Genomic DNA, 24,318 nt, shown 5'->3' with positions numbered 1-24,318 from the left:
TTATGAAATTAGCCTTGTTAGGTTATGGCAGAATGGGTAAAGAGATTGAAAAAATCGCCCTAGAACGTGGACATGAAATTGTTATAAAAACAAATGGTGATGAAACATATGATATTTCAATGGCAGATGTTGCAATTGATTTTAGTATTCCATCTTCTGCCTTTAGTAATATTTCTAATTGTATCAATAATAATGTACCTGTTGTTTCGGGAACTACAGGATGGCTGGATAAATACGATGAAGCTATAAATCTCTGTAAAGAAAAAAAAGGTGCATTTATTTATGCCTCTAATTTTAGTTTAGGTGTAAATATATTTTTTGCTTTAAATGAAAGGTTAGCAGACATGATGAAAACACAGAAACAATATTCACTTGATATTGAGGAAATTCATCATATTAAAAAATTAGATGCCCCAAGTGGCACAGCAATTACATTGGCCGAAGGAATAATTGAAAATTCAAATAAAGATACTTGGGATTTGGATGGCGAAAAAACAAAGAAAAACATTCCAATAAAAGCAGTTAGAACACCAGATGTTCCTGGAACACATACAGTAAATTACGAATCTGAAGTAGATTCAATAGAGATTAAACACACAGCGCATAATAGAAAAGGATTTGCCTTGGGAGCAGTAGTTGCGGCTGAATGGCTAATTGGTAAAGAAGGTGTTTACTCAATGAGAGATGTGTTAAATATAGGTTAAAAGATAAAGAAATTGATAACGAATAAGACTGTATAGCGTCTTATTTATTTAAAAAAAAACAAAATAATATGTCATTTACAGGTTGGTTTATTTTATTTTTAGTAGTACAACTTATTCACTTTTTAGGTACTTGGAAGCTCTATGAAAAAGCAGGAAGACAAGCCTGGGAAGCTGCAATACCTGTATACAATGCTGTAGTCTTATTAGGAATTATTAAAAGACCAAAATCGTGGGTTATCTTACTTTTTATCCCAATTGTGAACTTAATTATGTTTCCAGTTTTTTGGATTGAAACATGTAGAAGTTTTGGTTTTAAAAGTACGAAAGACACACTGCTTGTGATATTGACTCTAGGATTTTATATTTTTTATATAAACTACGGAACTGAAGCAACATATAGAAAAGATAGAAGTTTAGAACCACCAAAAGGTGTTGGCGAATGGATTAGTTCTATTGCTTTTGCAGTCATTGCTGCTACAATTGTCCACAACTATTTTATTCGTCCTTACGTAATTCCATCTTCTTCTTTAGAAAAAACATTATTAATTGGAGATTATTTATTCGTTAGTAAATTTCATTATGGAGCTCGTGTACCGATGTCAACAGTAGCTTTGCCAATGATTCATGATACAATTCCTCTAGTTAAATCAAAATCATACGTTTTTAGCGATAATTACGAAGAAAGAAATACATCTTTTGCAAATAAATTTCAATTACCTTATTTGCGTCTTCCTGGGCTTACTTCGATTAAAAGAAATGATATTGTTGTATTTGGTCAGCCAGCGGATACACTTAGAGACATGAACGACTTAAAACCAGATAGAACATACTACAAACCAATAGACAAAAAATTGAATTTAGTTAAACGTTGTGTCGGAATTGCTGGTGATAGTTTAGAAATTAGAGATGGATATGTTTTCATTAATGGAAAAAGATCTATTTTGCCTCCTAATGCAAAACCTCAGTGGTATCACATTATCGATACAGAAGGACAAAAGTTTAGCGATGCTGCTCTTTTAAGATATAATGTTCGTTTTGCAGAAGCCTACACCACAAGAGATGGCAAATATCTATTAAATTTAACTGATGCAGAAGCTGCTAAAATTGCTAAAAATCCAATTGTAAAAAGTGTTACCAAAAAACTTGATCCGAAGTATAAGTACGATCCGGAGTTATTCCCTCAAAGTCCTTTGCACAGATGGAATATCGACAATTTCGGTCCAATTTATATTCCGAAACAAGGAGCAACAGTTGAATTAAATAAAGAAACATTGCCTCTTTATAAACGTATCATTAGAGAATACGAGAAAAATGATTTAACCTTTATTAACGATGATATTTATATTAACGGTAGGAAAACAAACACCTATACTTTCAAACAAGATTATTATTGGATGATGGGAGACAACCGTCAAAACTCTTTAGATGCTAGAAGATGGGGATATGTTCCTTTTGACCACGTCATAGGAAAGCCAATTATGGTTTGGTTTAGTAAGGATAATGAAACAGGAAGAATACGTTGGGAAAGAATATTTATGACGGTTACAAATGGTGAATCTAAATCATATTTCTGGATTGGAATTTTATGTGCCGGATTAGTATTATTTTTTGTGTTTAAACCTAATAAGAAAAAAGCTTAATACTTGGGACTATTTATACCTACATATTTTTCACCAATTAGTCAATACGCTTTCATTAATAAAACCAATGAAGTAATATTTGAGTTAGAAGATAATTTCCAAAAACAGACCTATAGAAATAGATGTTATATTTATGGCGCAAACGGAAAATTATCCTTAAATATTCCTGTAAAACATGCTAAAACTGAAGGAAGAAAAAAAACCAAGGATACCCTTGTCGAGAACAATTTTCCTTGGCAAGATCAACACTTTAAATCGTTAAAAAGCGCTTATCAATCTTCGCCTTTTTTTGAATTCTTTGAAGATGACTTAGCTATACTATTTAACAAAAAATACGTATATTTAGTTGATTTAAATATTGATACGTACTTATTTGTTACCGATGCTTTACAACTTTCACAAAGCTATTCTAAAACTTCAGAGTACGAATTATCGCCAATAGTAAACGATTATAGGGATTTTTCAGTTGCTAAAAATGGTAATATATCAATAGAAATGAACAGATACACTCAAATTTTTGACGACAAATTTGGGTTTATTGGTAATTTATCAATTCTAGATCTTTTATTTATGGAAGGACCAAATGCGATAACTTACTTAGAAAGTGTAAAATTATTATAATTAGCAAAATACAAAAAGCTTATACTTATGCTAGAATCTGCTTTAATGAGCGAGTTCTGTCGTTTTTATATGAGCAATATATCTGACGAATCAATTGACTCTTTTGCGAAAATTGTTTGTCTTAAAAAACATAAAAACGGGGAGGTTTTAATAAATAAGGGGACTTCAAAATTTTATATTATTGTTGAGGGAATTGTGGCGAGTTTTTCTCAAAACTCCACCCACGAAAGAGAATATATTCGTACAATTCATATACAGAATTATGCATTTACCGACTTATTTCACTTAATCGAAGATTTACAACTAGCTCACATCGACTTAGACCATAAAATGCCCGAGGACTATTACAAATGTTTAACGAATTGTACTTTATTAGAGGGGAATTTTAATGACTTTATGGAGCTTAGTACATCTAATCATGAGATATCTATTCTTTATAATAAAATACAGCAGACGCTAATATTGCAAGTTTTAAAGCGTTTAGATAGACTTTCTCTTCTAGATGCCACTCAAAGATATAAAATCTTAAAAGAGCGCATACCACAAATAGAAAATCTAATTCCTCAATATCAAATAGCAAGTTATTTGAACATAACTCCTGTACAATTAAGTAGAATTAGAAAAAAAATGTACTCAGAGTAGATTTATAAACATAGGTTTAGCTATCTAACAAGTCTTTTCATATAAATTTGTGAAAGAAATATCCCTATTTCGTTTCCCCTAAAAAAGACTTGTTTCCCCCCTTACAACAAGTCTTTTTATAATTTAAACTTACCCACCAATCCGTTTATTTGTTTTGACACTTTTAATTTAACCATCAATAAAACGTAAATAAGTATTATAATAATACTTTTAATTCCTATGTTAATAAAAGGATCTACTGGAAAGTTAAAAACTTTAAATTCTGGAATACTAAAATTCCAAAAATAAAAACCAAAGAACATTAATATAATTACACTTAGTGCTACTCCCGTTTGTTTTGTAATTGGATTCATCTTAAACTTATAATACACAAACAAAAGCTTGATAGTATTAAAGATAAAGATTGTTATTAATGTAGCCAATGCCAAACCATCAGTACTCATATTTATCTTTTTGTAAAACAATACATTCAAGAAATATACTGTTACAGCCGTACCAACGCCTAAAGGAAATGTAATTTTATAGTATTTTGAATTGGAAATAATTGGACCATTATTTCCTAGAAACATATTATACATTTTTGCAATGGATATCAAAAGAACAGCTAAAACCCCATTCTCATATCCTTTCGGCATAATTCGAAACAATTCCTCAATATTACAGTTAATCAACAGAAAAAACAATCCTCCAACTACCAATAAATTAATACTACTCTTTTTGTATAAATTATGTACTTCTGTCGGATTATTTTCATTTAAGGACTTTGATGTTAATGGTTGTAATATTTGACTTAAAGCTCTACTGGGTGCTTCAATAAATGAGCCAATAAACACTGCTACGGTATAATATGCAGCTGCACTAAATGCCTCTTTCCCTGTTACCATAACTTTGTCAATATCTAAAATTACAGCTCCTGCACTTCCAGCAAAAATTATAAATACAGAATACGCTAAAATCTCCTTGTAGTTTTTTGGTAAACTAACAGTGTACTTCGGGAAATAAACCTTAAAAGCATACACCATCATAATCAAAGTTCTGATGATATAAAAACCTGTTAGCATAAAAGCAAATTCCGTTTTTGTTATCAATCCAAAGGAAACAGCTAATAAAGAAATTAATACTGCCGCTCTGTTATAAAACTCTTTCAAAAAATTTCCTACTACTGTTTTTAAATGCACTTTAGACCATGCATAAAATACTTCAAAATAAGCACAACAAACAGCTACCACATATATAACAATAGTATAATCTGCAATAATCTCGTTTTCTTTAGTTAGAAAATTCTCTACAATAAAACTTTGAATATTCACCCATAAGAAACCAATTGGTATGGAAACAAATAATGGTAATATTAGCGCCAATGAAAGAAACTTATCCTTTTCTAATTTATCCTGATAAACAGAAAAGAACTTTATAATCGTGTAATGTACACCTAATGCCATTAATGGCATTATTAAATTAGAATATGATAATAATACTGTTACAATTCCATAAAAATCTTCTCCTAAAATTCCAGGATAGAAAACAATTGTATTTAGACCTCCAATTAAGAATCCTAAATAAATTATAATAGTATTTTTAAATGATTGTTTGAATATAACCCCCAATTACTTATTTTTTGATTAGTTCTTTAATAATATATGATAAATGTTCCGTAAGTTGTTTTCTATGATACTTTTCAATATTTGATGACTCTATTTTTAATTTACCTAGTTTGTACTTTCCATAAAGTAACCTAATTTCTTCTTTTAAACCATCTCGATTATCATAATGAAATGTACTTCCAGATTTAGTTTCTTTAAGTACATCAGCCAAATCGCCATCTTCTGGTCCAATTGCAATTATTGGTCGTTTAGCTTGCAAATACTCAAACACTTTTCCCGTTACAATTTCTTTAGCATTTGGAGTATCATTGACTACCAATAATAGAACTTGAGATTGTTTTTGATATTGCTTCGCCTCTTTATGAGGAATATAGTCACGATGCAATATATTTTTAAACTGATATGGATTAATATATTCCTTTACAACTTTTTCATCCAATTTTCCTATTAACTGAATTTGTAAATCGTTACTGAATTCTTCATCATCTTCACACAATTCAGCTAATACTTTCCATAATTTTTTCGGGTTCCTAGCAGCATTCATTGAGCCAATATGAGAAATTGTAAACTTCTCATCTAAAACAATACTTTCTTCTTCTATTGAATCTGTATCATAACCATTTGTAATTACTTCTATTGAATTAGCTTGATTCTTATACTTTTCTTTCGAAGTTTTACTTACCATGATTACTTTATCAGAATTTTTAAAGACATTGTCTTCCTGACGGAAGTGCTTTTTCCTGGCAAAATTCGTTAAAGGCAATAAATGAAAGTAGTCAATCCCTGTCCAAGGATCACGAAAATCAGCAATCCATTTGATTCCTGTTTTCTTTTTCACATGGTATCCAATCATGTGTAAACTATGTGGTGGTCCAGTAGTAATTAGAACATCTATTTCATTTTGAGATAAATATTTCTTAATCTTTTTTACTGAAGGTTTAATCCAAAACATTCTAGCATCTGGAATAAATAAATTAGCTCTGATATAAATTAACAACCTTGAAAGTAATGATGGATTTTCCTCTAAAAAACCAGCACTATTTTTAACCTTTCTCTTTTTTAATCTATAAAGCAATCCATTAGGTTCAAAAATTGGGCATTTAATCACCTCTACCCCATCAGGAATATCCCTTTGCAAACTATCATCTAAAATTGGGTAATGTGGATTATCTGCTGTAAAAATTACTGGTTCAATACCGAAATCACGTAAATACTTAGTGAACTTTAACCATCTCTGCACACCTGCACCTCCTGCGGGCGGCCAATAATATGTAACAATTAAAACTTTCAAATGATTGTTTTATATATTTCTTTTAATTGATTCGACGTTTTATCCCAGGTAAAATCATTTCTAACAAACTTTTCTCCTTTCTTCCCCATTTCAATTCTTAACCCATCATTATTATATAAATCCAAAAGTTTGTCCGCAAAATCTTGAGCATTTTGTTCTTTATGAACTACTCCTGAACCCACTTTCTCCATAAGTTCTTTTTGAGCTAAAACATCACTTAATAATAACGCTTTACCAAAACTCATATATTGGAATAACTTATTTGCATAGGTTGTATCGTGATGTAAATTTTTATGCAAAGGAGAAACACAAACATCAGCTTGCGAAATCCAAAATGGAAACGTTTCTTGATCTTGCCAACCTATAAATTTCACATGTTTTTTTAAATTATATTTATCAACTAAACTTAATAGCTTACGGTTAGTAATCTTACCAATTACTAAAAAAATTATATTCTGAATTTTATCTTGGCTTTTAAGTATTTGAAGGGCCTCTATTACAGTTCTCAATCCTCTTCGGTCTCCAGTATCTCCAAGATATAAAACATTAAACTCATTTGCTCCCTTTTTATATGGAATAGAAACATTCTTTTTATTCTGATAAAAGGATTTTCTAATCGTATTAGGAACGACAATTATATCCTTTGTTTTTGAACGAACACGACTTGACAATTCATTCTTTGCTTCATCAGTAACAACCACAATTTTATCAGACTTTTTAACAAACTCCTCCTCTTTTTTCTTCCAGCGTTTTACAGAAACCAATAACTTCCCATACAGTTTTTGCATGTAAGGATAAAACTTTAAAATTTCAGGTCTATTTTCATGCAAATCTAAAACAGTTGGAAGTTGATACTTTTTATTTGCTAAAAAACAAGCTTCTGCAATAATCATATCATGGATATGAATTACTTCAATGTTATTAGTTTTTATAAAGTGATCAATTTTATTTTTCATACAGTAACTATACACAGGCACTGTGTAAGCCAATGCAGAAAATTTATAAATCAATGTTGTGTTATAATATCTGCGAACATGAATGCCATTAATTATTTCTTGTGATTTTTCTTTGGAATAAGTAAGACAAAATAAAAAGACTTTATGTCCTTCTTTTATAAGTTCAATAGCCTCATTTTCCACTCTTGGATCAGGAGGGAAAACTTTATCTAAAATCATTCCTATTCTCATGTCGCAGACTTTTCAGCGTAAACTGCGTAATATCTCGGAGTAAATCTTCTCAGAATAGGTCTTATTCCGATTTGTTTAGTTGGACTTATCCATTTCTCACTTTGCTTCTTATCCCAACCTGATTTCTCCAACAACCAATCAAACTGCCAATCTTCAAATTCATGATAATGTCTATCCCACATATCAGTTTTACTTCTATAAGCTGATGCAAACCATAATTTCAAAGGAACCGTAGTAATTAATTTATCGCATTCAATTTCTCTTAATATATTAAACGGAGCTATTAAATGTTCAAATACCTCAAAAGATGTTACAGCATCAACTTTATATTCTTTTACAATTTCTGGTACTAAATCAAAATCTTCTCCATTTGTATTAAGTACTGTGTAACCTTCCATCTCCATAATTTCACTGAAAGGGTTTCTCACACCTAAATCTAAAACTGTTGCTGGTGGTGGCAACATTTCTTTTAAAAAATTAATGGTTCTGTTATATCTATATACAGGTAGTTTTGAATACATTTCTTGAAAATTATCGACAAACAAATCTATACATTCAAATAAGATTATCTAAGTAAATTTTGAGAAAAATAAAAAAGGAACAATAATATTGTTCCTTTTTTATTTTAAGTTCTTTATCATTGCCCTTTCCCGAACTAAAGTATTTACTATTTCATAATATACTCAAAGTTAATTTATAGAAGTCTCTTTAAAAAACTTTATATTGCACATTTTATAAAATGCACATACAAGAAAGTCCGTTTTTGACTTAAACTTTTCTAAAATCCGCCAATAGTATTGAAATTTAAGATTTTTATATTTTCTCTATTTATCTTCAATCTGTGTTTCTCTCAAAGCTATGAAGAATATCTCAAAAAATTTGAGCAAGTAAGAAACAGCAATTTGGATAGTTTATTAATTTACTCATTGGAGGCGCAAAAATCAAATTCAATTTGCCATCAACTTATTGGGAAATATCAAGAGTCATATTACTATTATAAGCTAGAAAATTATAAAAGAACTAAAGAGATTGTAAACGAATGTTTAACTGAAGTTGATGCACTACCTTTAAAAGATCAAAAAGACTTATGCGTCATTAAAATAAAGATCAGCTCCTACAATCGTTTATTTTGGGTTTACAAGAATTTAAGCGAATATGAAATTGCTTACCAACAGTTAATAAAACTTACTGATTTTATCAATACCGTAAATCATCAGAATTTTGATAGTTTTAACACATTATCAACTATCTCTATTTGTAAAGCTTTAATTAAGAAGGAACTTCGACTGGAAGAAGACGCTGTGAAAATATTACATGACTTAGTATATGAAATTTCTTTAAGGAAAAAGAAATTAAAAGATACCAAAGCACACAATCGACTTCTTAAAATTAAAGCTCACACATGTAATCTTCTTGGTAAAACATATATCGCACTCAACCAAAAAAATAACAACCCTACTTTACTAGATTCTTCAGCACTTTATTTTAGAAAAGCTTATGAGGCAAGTATAGATTTTATTCCAAAACACTCTGACTATAAATTAATGTATGCTTTAAGAAAAACTGAAGTTTTAATTGCAAAAAAGAAATATAGAGAAGCCTTAAATCTAACTAACAACTATGCTGATTTAGATAAAAATAGTAATACTAAAAAATATGAACATCGTAATAAAGCAATTTGTTTTGATCAATTAAATGAATCTGATTCTGCTATTTTTTATTCAATTAAGTTATTACAGCATAAATCTCTTCAAAAAAGCTCATTAATTTCAGCCTATAATATTCTTTCACAGCAATACTTAAATAAAGGTCAATTAGATAGCGCTTTTAAGTACTCAAAACTAACCCTAAAAGAGTTCAATTTAGCCAAGGAAAATAGACAGAAGACCTATCAATTATTATACGATAATGACATCGAAAAAATTAAGGAGTTAAATGCATCAATTCTTGAAAAAGAACAGAATAGAAACAGAGCTACAACAATTTTTTATGGTATTATTCTGTTAGGCATTTCTTCATTCTTTCTTGTGAAAAGAAAATATTATCTACTAGAAATTTCAAAAAAAAATATTGAGTTAGAAAATAATCAGGTGATTCCAGAGGAAAAAGAATACAAAACTAAAACCTATAATATTGAGCCTAAATTAGAAAATAAAATATTAAGTATTATTGAAGAAATAGAAGTTAATCATTTTTACACCGCTCATGATTTTTCTATCAATACTATCGCAAAAATGGCGAATACAAATTCTACCTACATTTCGTTTGTTTTTAACAAATATCATGAAGCAACCTTTAAACAGTACTATACAAAGAAAAAAATTGCTTATGCTGTTGATTTATTAAAAAACGACAATGCCTACACAAAATTTTCAATTGAAGGTTTGGCTAACGAAGTAGGCTATACAAGTGCTTCTTCTTTTACAAGAGCATTCAAAAAAGAGATGAATGTAACTCCTTCAATATATATTAAGGAGCTACAAAACTAATTATAAAATGACAAAACTTTAAAACATAAAAAAAGGAACATAAAGTTCCCTTTTGAAGTTTTCTTTTTATAGAAATATTCTCCCGTCCTTATTTCCGCATAGCTTAACAAAGCTATAAATGCTTTTGTTCTAAAAAAAACTTTATATTCGACTTTTTATAAAAAGCAAAGTAATTTAATATTGTAATTCGTAATTCCTAAGTAATTTTGAGAATATTAATTCTTTTAGCGTTCCTTTCTATTCGATGCGTTCTCTCCCAAACAGACATTGAACTTTACGAAGCTAAGTCCGATATTTTAAAAATGGTAGTGTTTAAAGACACTAACCTAGATAGTCTTTTGCATTATTCAAAAAAAGTACAAAACTCCAAAAATATTTGCGACAAAATTTCCGGACTAAATTCTGAGGCCTATTATTACTATAAGACTAAAGATTTTAAGAAATCTGAAAAAATTGTAAACTCTACTATTTCAGAAATAAACTTGAGGATAACTTCAAGGGACAATTCTTTATGTTTGATTAAAATTAAATTGAGCTTACTAAACCGCCTTTTTTGGATATTTAAAAATTCAGGAGAATATGAAAAGGCCTACGAACAACTCATTTTAACATCGAAATTCATTGAGCAAATTAGGAACGATTATTTTGATTCGTTCTATTACGTAATCAATAATGAACTTTCAAAAGCTCAAATTAAATACGAACTTCAACTGGTGGAAGAATCAAAAACTATTCTAAATAAATTAGTTCATACCATTGAAGCAAAAAAATTAAATTCTCAAGATTTCTTTCAGCACAAAGCATTATACAGAAAAAAGGCAGATATTTATAATTCTCTAGGAAAAGTGTGGATTGCCATAAGTAAAAAGAATAATCAATTGCAGTTATTGGATTCTGCTTCTTTTTATTACAAAAAAGCCTATCAAGCAGCTTTAAAATTCTCTCCTCCTCACCCTGACTCTAAATTCATTTACCAATTAAGACAGTTGGACGTTTTAATTGCTAAAAAACAATTCAGTAAAAGTCTGGAAATAATAAGTCAAATTGACTATCCAAAAAACACAATTAAGACAGATTATAGTGGCGAAATTAGTTTTTATAAAACTATCTGCTATAATCATTTAAACAATCCAGATTCTTCAGTTTATCATGCTAAAAATGTATTATCGAAAACTAAACTTCCTAGTAATCGAATTATCAAAATCTATGACATATTATCTAATCAATATTTGACTCAAAATAAAACAGATAGTGCTTATAAATATTCTCAACTCACAATAAAAGAATTTAATTTAGCAAAAGAGCACGAGCAAAAAACATATCAATTATTATATGATAATGATATTCAAAAAATAAATCAATTAAACGACACAATTATTGAAAGTGAAAAAAGAAAAAACACAAAAGTCGTGGTTTCTATAGTACTTATTGCAATGCTGATTTCTGTATATTTCATTTTTAAGAGGAAGAAATATAAAAATGAAATTATAGAAAAGACGTCAGAAATTGAAAAATCACAAATCAAAACAACAATTACAAAACAAAAGGTAAATTATAATATTGAAGACGAACTTGAAGACAAAATTCTCGATTTAATAAAAAAGGCTGAAAATAATCTAGATTACTTAATTGAAGATTTTTCAATAAATACTATTGCTGAATTGGCTCAGACTAATAGCACATATGTTTCTTTCACTTTCAACAAACACTTTGATATGCCTTTTAAAAGATACTTTACAAAAAAGAAAATTGAACATGCATTAGATTTAATGAACAATCATCATATTTATGAAAAGTATTCTATAGAGGGACTTGCTAATCAAGTTGGATATAAAAGTGCTTCTGCATTCAGTCGTGCCTTTAAGAAAGAAATGAATATTTCTCCCTCAAAGTTTATTAAAAACTTACGTCAATAATTTTTTCTTATTTAGGATGTACAAACCAATTGGAACTAGTATCAATAAAATATAAAAAAACATTGCCATTTGAGCACCTTGTTTTACAATGGTTGGTTCAAATTTGAAAACTATATCATGTTTGCCAGCAGGAATATTCATTCCTCGTAATACATAATTAATTTGATAATGAGGAACAGGTTTGCCATCTAAATAAGCATTCCAACCTTTAGCATAAAATATCTCAGAAAACACAGCAAAACCCTCACTATTGCTTGAACTTTGATACTCCATCTTATTAAGATCATGTTTAATCAACTTTATACTTGATAAAGAATCTTTTTGAAACTCTGTTTTACTACCTTTATACTTGTCGCTTCTTACTATTGCTTGTTTCTTTGTTTTAATATTTGTTAAAGCCATTATTTCCTCATTGGCAGATTTAACAGGAATTAATTGCTCTACGAACCAAGCATTTCCATTAGCTTCTTCATTTAATTCAAAATTATCGGCATCAAGAATAAAATATTTTGTATTTAACATGTTTAATATTTCCATGTTATTTTTTGCTACCTGATACTCTACTAATTCTTGATATCGTTTCAATTTAGCCGCATGGTATCCACCAACTGACCTATGAAAAAAAGACGTTCGGTTTTCATTCATAAAATTCCCAGAGAAGTTAACTACTCTATAATATCCTTTATCCTTAAGGATATCAAGATCCACCTTTGTAGGAACAAACGGTTTATCGATTACTCTTTTACTTACAAAATTCTCTGTGTTAACGTAATTCCAATTTACAGAAACAAGATCAAATAATACAATACTGATTATTGCTCCATAAACAAAAAATAATTTCACCTTATTTTTCAAAAACTGATAAATAAACCCGGCAGTAATTATTATCAAAAATATTGAACGTAAACTATCTTGTAGTAATAAACTTTTACGATCGCTGATTAAAGCATCAATTAACGAAGGATATTGTTGGTATTGTCCGTCTCTTATTCCTTCAAAATTACCAGTCATATGAGCTAAAACAAAACCTCCAACGATCAAACCTAATGAGATATAAACCGCCTTTTTAAGATACTCTAATTTTTCTTCATTCGTTTTACTATTCTTAAATAGCTCATTTAATCCTAAAATCGCCATTAAAGGAATACACAATTCTGCGATTACCTGAATTGATGATACTGCTCTAAACTTATCATATAAAGGAACAAAATCAATAAAGAAATTTGTTACAAAAGCTAAGTTTTTACCCCAACTCAATACAATTGAAAAAATAGTTGCAGAAACCAGCCAATACTTTATTTTTCTATCAACTAAAAATATTCCAAGAAAAAACAAAAATACAATAACTGCACCTATGTAAGCAGGCGCTTCGACAATTGGTTGATCTCCCCAATATGTTAATACTTCTTTAGAATATTCCTTTGCAGCTTTCGAACCCGCAATTGCTTCAAATTCTTTATAAAAATTAGAATTTTCACTTAAAGCATCAACAGTTCCTCCACCCATAAATCTAGGAACTATTAAATTCATTGTTTCTAATTTCCCATAACTATATTGAGTGATATAGTCATAATCCAAACCATTATTTTTTTTTGGTTTTGGCTTTCCTTCGCTATCAATAGTTAACTCCGACTTTCCTCTAATACTGTAATCAGCATATTCTTTAGTCGCCATTAAACGAGAAGAGTTTACTCCTACTCCAACAATAAAAGCAACTACTATAATAGCTACTTGTTTCAGAAATAATACAATTTTTCCAGTTTTAACCGCTTCCATCAACTCTACAATTCCAAGAATCACAATACAAAAACCTAAGTAATAAGTCATTTGAATATGACCCGCTCCAATTTCCATTGTCATTCCAATAGCAGCCAATAAAAAACCGAGTAAAAATCGTTTTTGAAAAATAAGTAGTACACCAGAAATTATAATCGGCATATAAGCAATTGCATGGGCTTTCGCATTATGTCCAGCTCCAATAATAATGATAAGATAAGTTGAAAAACCAAAAGCTAAACCTCCTATTATCGATAATTTCCAATCTACTTTTAAGGTCATTAACAGAATGAAAAAACCAAAAAAATATAAAAATAGATAATCGGCTGGCCTAGGCAAAAAACGTAAGATTCTGTCTACTTCTTTTAAGAAGTCATTCTCATAATTTGCACTTACTAAATAACCAGGCATTCCACTGAAAGCATTATTCAGCCAATAAGCCTCTTTATCATTTTTTTCTCTGTACTCACGTAATTCTTTAGAAATTCCTTTAAACTGATCAATATCTGATTGCTTAATTTGTTTTCCTGATAAAACCGGATTAAAATATAATATTGATACAACAACAAATACTAGGATCGCGCCTATATAAGGTAATAACTTATTAATCTTCATAGTTAGTCGATTTCTTCAAAATCAATATATTCCCCTACTGATTTATCACTTTCTTTTGATTGATTTGGTTTTTTGTCTATAATGGTTTCACCTACTTTAACGTCATTATTCTTTTTTGCTCCACCGTATTGTTTTTCTGCACGTTCTTGCATTTTCTGAACGGCTTTTTTCATTAAAAATGGAGCGAAAAGTCGAGCTAAAAATTTTAGTGTATAATACACTAAAGCGATGATAAGTAGTGTTCTAATAAAATTCATTGGTCCCGCTTGTTGGATCTCTAACATTCTAATATTATAAAAAAGCAATCAAAAATAACAATTTGAACTAAAACCTTACGTTAATAATCCTGTAAACTTATAAGATTGATAATTTTACTGTATGTTTGTATAACGTGTAAATGTCTGCGTTGAATATGATGAAATTTTTTTTTAGTGTACTATTATTGTTTTTATGTACAACAATAACAGCACAGTACACGGAAGTGATAAATTCGAATAAACCTGGTTTTTCTGAAAGCCCTTACAGTGTTGGTAAAGGAGTTTATCAATTTGAAAGTAGTATCTTTCATAGAAATACTTCTGCCATTCCAACGTTTAGTAACCCGATTGCAACTGGACTTGAATTACACTACAGAATGGGAGTATTAGATGAATCTTTAGAATTTAATATAACAACTGCAGTTCAACAAAATGAATTTACATTTCTAAATGTTTTCGAATCAAGTAGATCACAATTTGGTTTTGGTCAATTTACAATTGGTGCTAAATATTTGGTTTATAAACCAAAATACCAAGATAAATCAAAAGAAATCAGAAGTTGGAAAAAAAGACATTCTTTCGATTGGTCTCGATGGATTCCTCACGTTGCTGTTTATGGAGGAATCAACTTTGGTTCTTTCTTAAGCGATTACCACGCCCGAGGAGGAATTACTCCAAAAATTGGTGTTTTATTACAAAATGAATTTTCACACAAACTTAATGTAATAACAAATATTCATTATAACTATATAGGTGGTTATTTACCCGAGTTTTCTTACGTAGTTACAGGAACTTATAATTTTACTAACAAATGGTCGGGGTTTGCAGAACATCAAGCGCTATTTAACAAACAAGAATCACAGAGTAACTTAGGTTTAGGAGTTGCTTATTTATTCAATAATAATTTACAAATTAACTCCTCTTTAAGAGGAACATTCCAAGAGAACAGTACCGGAATTTATACCAGTATTGGAGTATCTTATAGAATCAACAACCATGTGGATAAATATGTTGAACTGGATGAATTTGGCAATAAAATTGAAGGAGAAGATATTCAAACTTATAACAAAGGCTTCTTCGGACGTTTAATCGACAAAATCAAAAACTTATTCAAAAAGAAAGACAAAAACGGTCCACAACTTGAAACAGAAAAGACAGAGGAGGAACTTGAAGAAGAAAAAGAAGGAAGAGTAAGAGTACGCCAAAAATCTGTTTTAGGTGATATTACTAAAAAAGATAAAAAAGCCAAGAAAAAAACAACCAAAGAAAAAGAAAAAGCAGCTAGAAAGAAGAAAAAAGCTGAGGAAAAAGCTAAAAGAAAACTTGAAAAGGAAAAGCTAAAAGAAGAAAAGAGAAAAAAGAAAGAGCAAGAAAAACTTGAGAGAGAAATAAAAAAGCTTGAGGAAGAGTTGAGAAAAGAAGAAGAGCTAGAGAAAAAGGAAAAACAAGAAAAAGAGAAGAAAAAGAAAGACAAAGAAAAAGAAAAAAAGGATAATGAATAGATTTTATAATTATACATTTGTTGTATGATTCAACTAAAAGAAATACACTCTAAAAAGGAAATAAAACAATTTGTTTTATTTCCTTTTTACTTATATAAGAATAACAAATACTGGGTTCCACCAATTATTAATGATGAAGTTTCAAACTTTGACAAAACAAAAAATCCAGTATTCGAAAATGCCGATGCACGATTTTTTATAGCAATTAAAGACAATAAAATTGTTGGACGAGTAATTGCTATTATCAATCGATATGAAGTTGAGCAACAAGGAATCAAAAAAATGAGATTTGGTTGGTTTGATGTTATTGATGATATAGAAGTAACCAAAGTATTGTTGAATAAAGTTAAAGAGATTGCTCAGGAAAATAACTTAGAATATATTGAAGGTCCAGTTGGGTTTAACAATTTAGATAAAACAGGTGTTCTTATTGAAGGATTTGATGAATTAGGAACAATGATAACTTGGTACAATCACCCATATTACAAAGATCATTTAGAACAACTCGGGTATCGCAAGGAGAAAGAATATCTAGAAAATAGATTTCTTTATGAGGATATTAAGATTGAAAGACACGTTAAAGCAGGTCGTATACTAAAAAAGAGATACAATCTAAAGGAATTGAACTTTACTAAAACAAAAGATATAATGCCATATGTTGATGAAATGTTTGAGTTGTTCAGTAAGAGCTATTCAAAACTATCAACTTATGTTCCTATTTCAGATGCACAAATAGAATATTTCAAAAAGAAATATATCAGCTTTATAAATCCAGAATTTATAAAATTTGTAATGCATAAAGAAACGAATAAATTAGTTGCTTTTGCTATTACCATGCCCTCGTTTTCTAGAGCTTTACAAAAAGCGAATGGTAAATTGTTTCCCTTTGGAATATTCCATCTTTTAAACGCCAGAAAAAACTCTAAAGACGTAACTTTTTATCTAATTGGTGTAGATCCAACATATCAAAACAAAGGAGTTACAGCCATTTTATTTGAAGAGTTCCATAAATCTTTTGGAGAAAGAAATATAAAAAACTGTATCCGAACACCAGAACTTGAGGATAACACTGCAATCCATAAATTATGGTCGCAGTTTAATCCAAGAACTCATAAAAGAAGAAGAACGTATCGATTAGATTTATAATGCAACTTTTTTTTAATTCACATATAAAACCTGAAACAAAAGAAATTCTTTTTAGTAAAGAAGAAAGTCGTCATATTATTAAGGTCTTAAGAAAGAGACAAGGTGATATTCTTCATATTACCAATGGCAATGGATATTTATTTTCTGCCGAAATTATAATTGAAAGTGATAAAAAATGTACTGCCAAAATTAAAGAAGTTGAATTCAGGGAAAAAGAATGGAATTATTATTTACATGTTGCTATCGCTCCAACAAAAAATATTGATCGTTTAGAATGGTTTATCGAAAAAGCCACTGAAATAGGTATTGATGAAATAACACTATTACTTTGCGATAACTCCGAAAGAAAAGTGGTTAAAATTGAGCGTTTAGAAAAAATCATGCTTTCCGCGGCAAAACAATCATTGAAGTTCAATGCGCCTAAGTTAAATGGACTTACTAAATTTAAAGACTTTTTAAATGGTAACAAAGAGGGTAATTTGTTTATTGCGCATTGCTATGATGGAGACAAAACCTCACTAAAGTCTTTTGAATTTAAAGGAGGAAGAGTTACAGTTTTAATTGGACCAGAAGGAGATTTCTCTCTGAAAGAAGTAAAAGAAGCGGTGCAATCTAAACTTATTCCTATTAGCTTAGGATCAAGTCGCCTAAGAACAGAAACTGCTGGTATTGTTGCTGTTCATAGCATAAATTTACTTCATTAATTCCCTTGGTAACTGTTGTAAATTTGTTCTATTTTATTTACTTTTAGATATCAATTTGATAATTTTAGCATAGTAAAATTCATTTTTTTACACATCCTGTTCGTAAAAATTTTGCTAAATTTAAATCACCGAAAACCTTTATCTGAAGAACCTTGAGCACTACAGACTTTTTTAATACGTTTTTGCTTTTAAGTGCCCTGCACGGATTTGTGCTTTGTTTAATCATGTTTTTTTCAAAATATGGTAAAGACAAGAGTTTGCTGTTTTTAAACCTAATGATCCTTACGTTTTCTTTAAACAATTTCCAGTCATGGGCTTTGGAAAGAAATTTGATTCAACATAAATTTATGTTGGATTATATTCAAATTCCTTGGCATTTTTTAAGTGCTCCCTTCTTTTATGCATTTTTAGTCAATTACTTAAATATTTCAGATCAATCAAGAAAACTTCTCAAATATTTTCTCGGAATTTTTATTGTACTATGTTTCGCGCAGCTAACTTTTGTGATTACATACTCTTTAGGAGGTGGAACAAAAGATGAACTAGACTATATGTACGAGCGATATACTTCTTTTGAAGAATTGGTTAGCTTAGTTGGATCACTTTCTCTTTTTGTGTATTCTTTTTATATATTAAAAGGAAAGAAAAAGCTATTTACAAAAATTTTGACTTATGATAATTTAAAGTGGATTTACGACTTTTTTAAATTAACCTTAATAGTATATGTCCTTTGGATTTTCGCTCTAGTTATTAAATTCTACTTAAACTTTTCTGGTTTTATCTATTCATATTATCCATTAAGAATTTCTACAACGGTAATTATTTTCATTCTAGGTTATCAAGGCTTACGTTATTTACGATTATTAAAAGAGCGTAAAAATATTCGAGAAAATATAAATATTGAGGATTATGAGGTTATTAATTCCCTAAAAGTATCTCAGGTACATAATATTGAAATGAATGAATCAGATTTAAAAGAAACAACATATGAATCTCAGTTTTTAGAAATTGATTCTTTTATTCGCTCTAAGAAAATTTACCTTCAGCCAAAATATACTTTACAAAATTTATCGAATGACCTAAATATTGGTTCCAGTACATTATCTGCTATTATTAATAAAAATGCTAAAAAGAGTTTTGTAGACTATATTAATGAAATGAGAGTTAAACAAGCCAAAAAATTTTTAGTTGATCAGAAATACGAAGGATACACGATTGCATCTATTGGACTAGAATCAGGGTTTAATTCGAAATCTGCTTTTTATGATGTTTTCAAAAAACGAACTGGAATGACCCCATTGGCTTTTAAAAATAATAATATCAACAAAAATAGCTTCGCTTAATTTTGAAATATAATCAGTCCAAAAACATCCAACTTGGATGTTTTTGGACTCCGAATTTCCTACAATATGTATTTTTGATAATATTGTAAAACTTCAATAATTTGGTTTAATAATCATTTAAATTATCAAATCAGTACAAAGTATATAGAGAGATATAAGTCTCTCTATGAAGAGGAGAAAGCACCAACACTGTTTAATAGCAGTGTTTTTTTATGTAAATATTAAAAAAAGTTGTCCTGATTCGTCCAAATTAGATGTTTCAGGAGTCTTAAAACATTTATTATCAGTATTTTTGAAATGAAACTTACATAAACCAGTAAATAAATTTAGGGATTATTATTTACTACTTTACTTCACGAACAAAGAGGCACCATTGAGAAGGGAATGGTGCTTTTTTTTATTTCTAAATTATCATATCTTGCATATAAAATATATTTTATGAAAAAATTACTATTTCTATTATTTTTAAGTTTATATGTATCGCAGGGACAAGAGATAGGGATTTTAAAATATCAAGGTGGTGGTGATTGGTACTCCAATCCAACTTCTTTACCTAATCTTGTAAAATTTACCAATCAGTATTGTAAAACATCTATTAACTCGAATATTGCAACCGTATCACCAAGTAATGCGGATGTATTCAACTACCCTATTTTATTTCTTACTGGACATGGAAATGTTTTTTTTGATAATGATGATGTGGAAAATCTTAGAAATTATTTGATTTCTGGAGGTTTTATTCATATTTCTGACAATTACGGACTTGATAAGTATATAAGAAAAGAACTAAAAAAAATCTTTCCAAAACTAACGCTACAAGAAATTCCAAAAAGTCATCCTATATATAATCAAACTTTCAATTTTCCTAAAGGACTTCCTAAAATTCATGAACATAACAAAAAGCCACCGCAAGGATTAGGCCTTTTTTATGAAGGAAGACTTATTGTTTATTATGATTATGAAAGTGATTTGAGTGATGGTTGGGAAGATCAAACAGTTCACAACAATCCTCAAGAAATAAGAATTAAGGCACTTAAAATGGGAGCCAATATTATTGAATATGCTTTTAAAAATTAATGAGTTACATTTCAATTATATTAATGAGTTTAACTAAATATTAATTGAGTCATGATATTTAGAATAGACTGAGAGTTTTTAGAGTCATTCTTGGAATAGAAGCAATACGTTTATCGAAATTTTTTTCACAAATCACAAGACTTCTTTCAAATGCTTTCGAATATATTTCTTCAGTAGAACTCAATAACAAATTCTTAATCTACATGAAATTAATATAAAAGCCACTTTAATCCTCTCAGAAATAATAACATTCTTTTATTGATAATTGCTTCTCTAAGTTCCTAACAAAAATTCAAGTTAAACTCTATTTGATGATAGCGTCTTGAATTACTTTTTGAATTTTGGTTCTAACATTACTCTTAACCAGCTTTCTATTTTTCATTGTTGGATAAACTCTATTAGATAAAAACACAAATAAGATTCCAGAATCTGGATCTGCCCAAGTATATGTTCCTGTAAATCCACTATGTCCAAAACTACTATCTGAAACGCAACCACAAGTTGGTTTTTCTTTAGGATTTATTTGAGGTTTATCGAAACCTAAACCTCTTCTATTTCTCAAATGAGAATAATATCTTTTGTTGAATTTATCAATAGTTTCTGGCTTTAAATATTGTACTCCACCATAATATCCATTTTGAAGATACATTTGCATGATTTTAGCGATATCATTTGCGTTTGCAAATAAACCTGCATGACCTCCAACTCCACCTTGCATTGCTGCTCCCATGTCATGCACATATCCACGTAATAATTGATTTCTATAATAATCATCTTTCTCAGTCGGTACAACTTCAGTCCAGCGAAACTTTTTCAATGGCAAATATGATGTTCTATTAAGTCCTAATGATCTATAAAACTCCTCTTCCACTATCTTATTTAAAGGTTTCTTATACTTCTCTTCAATAATTTCTTTCATAATATAATAGCCTAAATCACTATACTTATACCCAATTCTTTCTCGTAAATCAGAGTCTTTTATAAAAGATTTAATAGAATCTTTATAAGAGGTTTTTAAATATATATTTTTAGCCACTTTGATACTATAAGCCTTAGACTTTTTCTTACGATATAAATCTTTAGAAATTTTTCCAGTTACTGAATCTAATGTTTGAATATAAAATGGAATCCATGCTTTTAACTGACCACAGTGAGAAAGAATCTTTTTTAGATTTAAACCATCCTTATTACTCTTTTTATAATGTGGTAATAGATTGTCTAAATCAGAAAATAAAGAAAGTTTTTTATCTTCCTCTAGCTTCATCACTACAGGTAAAGTTGCTAGAATTTTTGTTAAAGATGCTAAATCATAAATATCAGAGTCTTTAATTTCTCTTCTTTTTAAATCAGTTTGATAACCAAAACTTCTTTGATAAACTACTTTTCCATGACGAGCAACAAGTACTTGCCCTCCCGGAGCCATTTTTTGATTCAAAATCGTGTCAATATAACGATCTATAGATTTTAGTTTTACTGATGACAATCCAACTTCTTCAGGAATTGAATATTCTAATCTTTTTAAAGACTTTAAACTAATTCCGTCTTCGGCTTCGAAATCCTCATTAATTGAAACCGGTAGTTTACCTTTAATATCAAAAGCCCCAAATAAAGCCTGAGCAGATAAATTCTGAGATAATTTACTATTTTGATAAGAAACAATTACACCATCTATATTTTTAAAGGTTTTAATTTGAAGCAAGCTATACGGACTCGCAAATACGTCTAAAATAATCTCATTATTCCTAGCTATCTCTTGTAACCAAACTAAATCTTTATTAGAAAATTTATAGTCTTTCCATGGGTTTTTATTTGATTTATGAAAACCCACTATTACTAAATTGTATTTCTTGAGTTTCTTTAACAACCCGCCTAAATTTTCCTCAGAAACTACGTCAACCTTCATATACTTTTTAAGAGTAGCGGCAAAATATTCTCCTTTATCATCCCCTAAACGAACATAAGCAACCTTCTTTTGTTCCAAGTGTTTCAAAGGAATAGTATTGAAATTGTTTTTAACTACAGTTATCGAATTTCTAATAAGTTTACGATGTAAAATATCGTCATAAATAGAATTTAAATCCTCTAATAAATTTTCTTCTTTTATTGGCTCAAAACTTTTTAATCCAACTAAATATTTAGCCTTTAAAATTTTACGAACAGAAAAATTCAAACGTTCTAGGGTTAATTCTCCATTCTCTAAAGAAGATTTAAACAATTCAACTGTCGTCGGGATATCTTGTGGAATTAATAAAATATCGTTTCCTGCTTTAAAAGCAGCTAGATTAATCTCTGCTGGAGTGGCATAATTCGCAGCTCCTTTCATATTTAAGCCATCTGTAAAAATCAATCCTTGGAAACCTAACTTGCCTTTTAATAAATCTGTAACTACCTTTTCTGATAATGAAGAAGGTAATTCTGAGTTTGTTTCTAGTGACGGAATACTCAAATGTGCTGTCATTACACTCGCAACCCCTGAGTTAAATTGTTTTTTAAAAGGATATAACTCTATCGAATCTATTCTTTTCTCAGAAAAGTTTATCGTAGGTAAAGTTAAATGTGAATCTGTAGCTGTATCTCCATGACCAGGGAAATGCTTTGCATTCGCAAGCACTCCAGCTTCTTGCATCCCTTTCGTGAATGCGATAGATTTATCTGCAACACTTTGTTTTGATTCTCCGAAAGATCTATTTCCAATAATTGGATTATTCGGATTTGTATTAATGTCTACAACTGGTGCAAAATTCACATGAATTCCAACTCTCTTACATTGTTCTCCAATACGTTTACCAACTTCCTCCAATAATTTATTGTCCTCAATAGCTCCCAAAGTCATATTCCAAGGAAAACGATAGGTGTTTTTCAAGCGCATATCTAATCCCCATTCACCATCAAAACCAATCATTAATGGAACTTTTGAGGTTAAATATTGATACTTATTTGTAAGTTGAACTTGTTTATTCGGTGTGCCTTTCATAAAAATTAAATTACCAACGTGATACTTGGTAATCATTTCTGAAATAAATTTTTCGTGTGAAGCATCTTTATTTGAATAAGCTTGAATCATGAATAACTGTCCGATTTTTTCTTCAGTACTCATGGAATCGATCAAACTATCTACCCATTCATTCTGAAGTAAATATTGCTCTGCTTTTAATGGATCAACTTCTTGAGCTTTCCCTACTATGACGAATAACGAAGCCAATAAAAATAGTAGTCTTTTATTCATAAAAATTTTACACACGTTTTTTTAAGAGAAACTTTCTCTAATTATTAAATTAAAATAGTAGGGATTATAATAAATAAAGCAATACTTACACCAAAAATCGGTTATGCCAACTTTCTTTAGCAGAAACTTCCCATTTGTTTTCAAAATCGTCTTTGGTACTTACCATATTATTGAAAACAATAGTTTCTGAATTAATTTTTTCAGCCTTTGCAAACTCTTGGAAATCGGATAATTTAACGATATTAATTCTTTCTCCATCTTTAAAAGATACATTCATTTTATCCATTAAATCAATAGAAAGTTCCTCTTCTATAGACTTAATAAAACGAACGGATGCATCAATTGAACATCCTGAAGCATTATTGAAACTTTCATCTAAAGCAATTACAAGAAACTGATTATACTTAATCATAAAAGATCCTCTCAAATCATCTCCATGTCTTGTCCATTGATCAATAAATATAATAGCTTTTGCTGAAATAGATTCTACTTCTTCTTGGGTAAATTCTCTATCAGACTGATATACCCAAACTCTTGAAGAATTTGGTAATTCGTTATATGATACGTACATATTATCT

Annotated in this window: 19 protein-coding genes; 11 read left to right on the top strand and 8 right to left on the bottom strand. The window is 29.4% G+C overall.

All coding sequences use genetic code 11. The features are described from left to right. Positions 1-2 precede the first annotated feature (2 nt). The 4 genes from dapB (at position 3) to BTO06_RS04685 (ending at position 3,607) form a co-directional block, all read left to right on the top strand. Positions 3-704 (top strand): 4-hydroxy-tetrahydrodipicolinate reductase, encoded by a 702-nt coding sequence (gene dapB / locus BTO06_RS04700; RefSeq protein WP_100924196.1) that lies wholly within the window; start codon positions 3-5, stop codon positions 702-704. A gap of 68 nt (positions 705-772) precedes the next feature. Beyond that, positions 773-2,344, top strand: a complete 1,572-nt coding sequence (gene lepB / locus BTO06_RS04695) for a signal peptidase I (RefSeq protein WP_100924195.1) — start codon at positions 773-775, stop codon at positions 2,342-2,344. A 3-nt stretch (positions 2,345-2,347) separates the two neighbouring features. Further along, positions 2,348-2,965: a WbqC family protein gene (locus tag BTO06_RS04690; protein WP_100924194.1), complete on the top strand. Its 618-nt coding sequence runs from the start codon at positions 2,348-2,350 to the stop codon at positions 2,963-2,965. 27 nt (positions 2,966-2,992) lie between these two features. Next, on the top strand, positions 2,993-3,607 hold the full coding sequence (locus tag BTO06_RS04685; RefSeq protein WP_157811738.1) for a Crp/Fnr family transcriptional regulator: 615 nt from the start codon (positions 2,993-2,995) through the stop codon (positions 3,605-3,607). Between the two features lie 116 nt (positions 3,608-3,723). Here the strand turns inward: BTO06_RS04685 and BTO06_RS04680 are convergent, their stop codons facing one another. Genes BTO06_RS04680 through BTO06_RS04665 form a run of 4 tightly spaced genes read right to left on the bottom strand, consistent with a single transcriptional unit; the run spans position 3,724 to position 8,210 of the window. Then, the gene (locus tag BTO06_RS04680; RefSeq protein WP_100924192.1) at positions 3,724-5,214 is read right to left on the bottom strand and encodes a lipopolysaccharide biosynthesis protein; all 1,491 of its coding nucleotides are present in this window, start codon (positions 5,212-5,214) and stop codon (positions 3,724-3,726) included. Positions 5,215-5,218: 4 nt separating this feature from the next. Continuing rightward, positions 5,219-6,502: a glycosyltransferase family 4 protein gene (locus BTO06_RS04675; protein WP_100924191.1), complete on the bottom strand. Its 1,284-nt coding sequence runs from the start codon at positions 6,500-6,502 to the stop codon at positions 5,219-5,221. Then, the gene (locus BTO06_RS04670) at positions 6,499-7,689 is read right to left on the bottom strand and encodes a glycosyltransferase family 4 protein (RefSeq protein ID WP_100924190.1); all 1,191 of its coding nucleotides are present in this window, start codon (positions 7,687-7,689) and stop codon (positions 6,499-6,501) included. The genes BTO06_RS04675 and BTO06_RS04670 overlap by 4 nt, the downstream gene beginning before the upstream one ends. Continuing rightward, a complete protein-coding gene (locus BTO06_RS04665) occupies positions 7,686-8,210 on the bottom strand; it encodes a methyltransferase (protein WP_100924189.1) in 525 nt (174 codons plus the stop codon). The genes BTO06_RS04670 and BTO06_RS04665 overlap by 4 nt, the downstream gene beginning before the upstream one ends. Before the next feature lie 381 nt (positions 8,211-8,591). Here BTO06_RS04665 and BTO06_RS04660 point away from each other — a divergent pair, with 381 nt between their 5' ends. Then, positions 8,592-10,178, top strand: a complete 1,587-nt coding sequence (locus BTO06_RS04660) for a helix-turn-helix domain-containing protein (protein ID WP_100924188.1) — start codon at positions 8,592-8,594, stop codon at positions 10,176-10,178. 530 nt (positions 10,179-10,708) lie between these two features. After that, the gene (locus BTO06_RS04655) at positions 10,709-12,094 is read left to right on the top strand and encodes a helix-turn-helix domain-containing protein (protein ID WP_157811737.1); all 1,386 of its coding nucleotides are present in this window, start codon (positions 10,709-10,711) and stop codon (positions 12,092-12,094) included. Here BTO06_RS04655 and BTO06_RS04650 read toward each other — a convergent pair. Both BTO06_RS04650 and BTO06_RS04645 read right to left on the bottom strand, forming a co-directional pair. Then, positions 12,083-14,485, bottom strand: a complete 2,403-nt coding sequence (locus BTO06_RS04650) for a YfhO family protein (protein ID WP_100924186.1) — start codon at positions 14,483-14,485, stop codon at positions 12,083-12,085. The two genes, BTO06_RS04655 and BTO06_RS04650, sit on opposite strands and share 12 nt — an antisense overlap. 2 nt (positions 14,486-14,487) lie before the next feature. Beyond that, on the bottom strand, positions 14,488-14,769 hold the full coding sequence (locus BTO06_RS04645) for a DUF4834 family protein (RefSeq protein WP_232731513.1): 282 nt from the start codon (positions 14,767-14,769) through the stop codon (positions 14,488-14,490). Between the two features lie 128 nt (positions 14,770-14,897). On the opposite strand from BTO06_RS04645, the gene BTO06_RS04640 reads away from it, so the two are divergent. The 5 genes from BTO06_RS04640 to BTO06_RS04620 all read left to right on the top strand — a co-directional run bounded on the left by BTO06_RS04640 (position 14,898) and on the right by BTO06_RS04620 (position 20,514). Beyond that, complete coding sequence (locus BTO06_RS04640; protein ID WP_198517129.1) at positions 14,898-16,244, top strand: transporter; 1,347 nt, start codon at positions 14,898-14,900, stop codon at positions 16,242-16,244. Positions 16,245-16,268: 24 nt separating this feature from the next. Further along, positions 16,269-17,390 carry a GTP cyclohydrolase gene (locus BTO06_RS04635; protein WP_100924184.1) on the top strand — a complete coding sequence of 374 codons (1,122 nt, stop codon included), beginning with the start codon at positions 16,269-16,271 and terminating at the stop codon, positions 17,388-17,390. Continuing rightward, positions 17,390-18,094 carry a 16S rRNA (uracil(1498)-N(3))-methyltransferase gene (locus BTO06_RS04630; RefSeq protein ID WP_100924183.1) on the top strand — a complete coding sequence of 235 codons (705 nt, stop codon included), beginning with the start codon at positions 17,390-17,392 and terminating at the stop codon, positions 18,092-18,094. Before BTO06_RS04635 ends, BTO06_RS04630 begins: the two co-directional genes overlap by 1 nt. 347 nt (positions 18,095-18,441) lie before the next feature. Further along, positions 18,442-19,437, top strand: a complete 996-nt coding sequence (locus BTO06_RS04625; protein ID WP_157811736.1) for a helix-turn-helix domain-containing protein — start codon at positions 18,442-18,444, stop codon at positions 19,435-19,437. Positions 19,438-19,875: 438 nt separating this feature from the next. After that, positions 19,876-20,514 (top strand): DUF4159 domain-containing protein, encoded by a 639-nt coding sequence (locus tag BTO06_RS04620; RefSeq protein ID WP_100926712.1) that lies wholly within the window; start codon positions 19,876-19,878, stop codon positions 20,512-20,514. Positions 20,515-20,818: 304 nt separating this feature from the next. On the opposite strand, the gene BTO06_RS04615 is transcribed toward BTO06_RS04620, so the two are convergent. Both BTO06_RS04615 and BTO06_RS04610 read right to left on the bottom strand, forming a co-directional pair. Next, the gene (locus BTO06_RS04615; RefSeq protein ID WP_100924181.1) at positions 20,819-23,740 is read right to left on the bottom strand and encodes a glycoside hydrolase family 3 N-terminal domain-containing protein; all 2,922 of its coding nucleotides are present in this window, start codon (positions 23,738-23,740) and stop codon (positions 20,819-20,821) included. 85 nt (positions 23,741-23,825) lie between these two features. Further along, positions 23,826-24,311 (bottom strand): ABC transporter ATPase, encoded by a 486-nt coding sequence (locus tag BTO06_RS04610; protein ID WP_100924180.1) that lies wholly within the window; start codon positions 24,309-24,311, stop codon positions 23,826-23,828. Between the last annotated feature and the right edge of the window lie 7 nt (positions 24,312-24,318).

Source organism: Tenacibaculum sp. SZ-18 (genome assembly GCF_002813915.1).
GTDB lineage: Bacteria > Bacteroidota > Bacteroidia > Flavobacteriales > Flavobacteriaceae > Polaribacter.
This window is presented reverse-complemented; position numbering and strand designations above follow the sequence as displayed.

Bases quoted from the DNA above. Each gene is read 5' to 3' on its own strand.
- dapB (WP_100924196.1), top strand. From the start codon at position 3: ATGAAATTAGCCTTGTTAGGTTATGGCAGAATGGGTAAAGAGATTGAA.
- lepB (WP_100924195.1), top strand. From the start codon at position 773: ATGTCATTTACAGGTTGGTTTATTTTATTTTTAGTAGTACAACTTATT.
- BTO06_RS04685 (WP_157811738.1), top strand. From the start codon at position 2,993: ATGCTAGAATCTGCTTTAATGAGCGAGTTCTGTCGTTTTTATATGAGC.
- BTO06_RS04670 (WP_100924190.1), bottom strand. From the start codon at position 7,689: ATGAGAATAGGAATGATTTTAGATAAAGTTTTCCCTCCTGATCCAAGA.
- BTO06_RS04665 (WP_100924189.1), bottom strand. From the start codon at position 8,210: ATGTATTCAAAACTACCTGTATATAGATATAACAGAACCATTAATTTT.
- BTO06_RS04650 (WP_100924186.1), bottom strand. From the start codon at position 14,485: ATGAAGATTAATAAGTTATTACCTTATATAGGCGCGATCCTAGTATTT.
- BTO06_RS04645 (WP_232731513.1), bottom strand. From the start codon at position 14,769: ATGTTAGAGATCCAACAAGCGGGACCAATGAATTTTATTAGAACACTA.
- BTO06_RS04640 (WP_198517129.1), top strand. From the start codon at position 14,898: ATGATGAAATTTTTTTTTAGTGTACTATTATTGTTTTTATGTACAACA.
- BTO06_RS04635 (WP_100924184.1), top strand. From the start codon at position 16,269: ATGATTCAACTAAAAGAAATACACTCTAAAAAGGAAATAAAACAATTT.
- BTO06_RS04630 (WP_100924183.1), top strand. From the start codon at position 17,390: ATGCAACTTTTTTTTAATTCACATATAAAACCTGAAACAAAAGAAATT.
- BTO06_RS04625 (WP_157811736.1), top strand. From the start codon at position 18,442: ATGTTGGATTATATTCAAATTCCTTGGCATTTTTTAAGTGCTCCCTTC.
- BTO06_RS04620 (WP_100926712.1), top strand. From the start codon at position 19,876: ATGAAAAAATTACTATTTCTATTATTTTTAAGTTTATATGTATCGCAG.
- BTO06_RS04615 (WP_100924181.1), bottom strand. From the start codon at position 23,740: ATGAATAAAAGACTACTATTTTTATTGGCTTCGTTATTCGTCATAGTA.
- BTO06_RS04610 (WP_100924180.1), bottom strand. From the start codon at position 24,311: ATGTACGTATCATATAACGAATTACCAAATTCTTCAAGAGTTTGGGTA.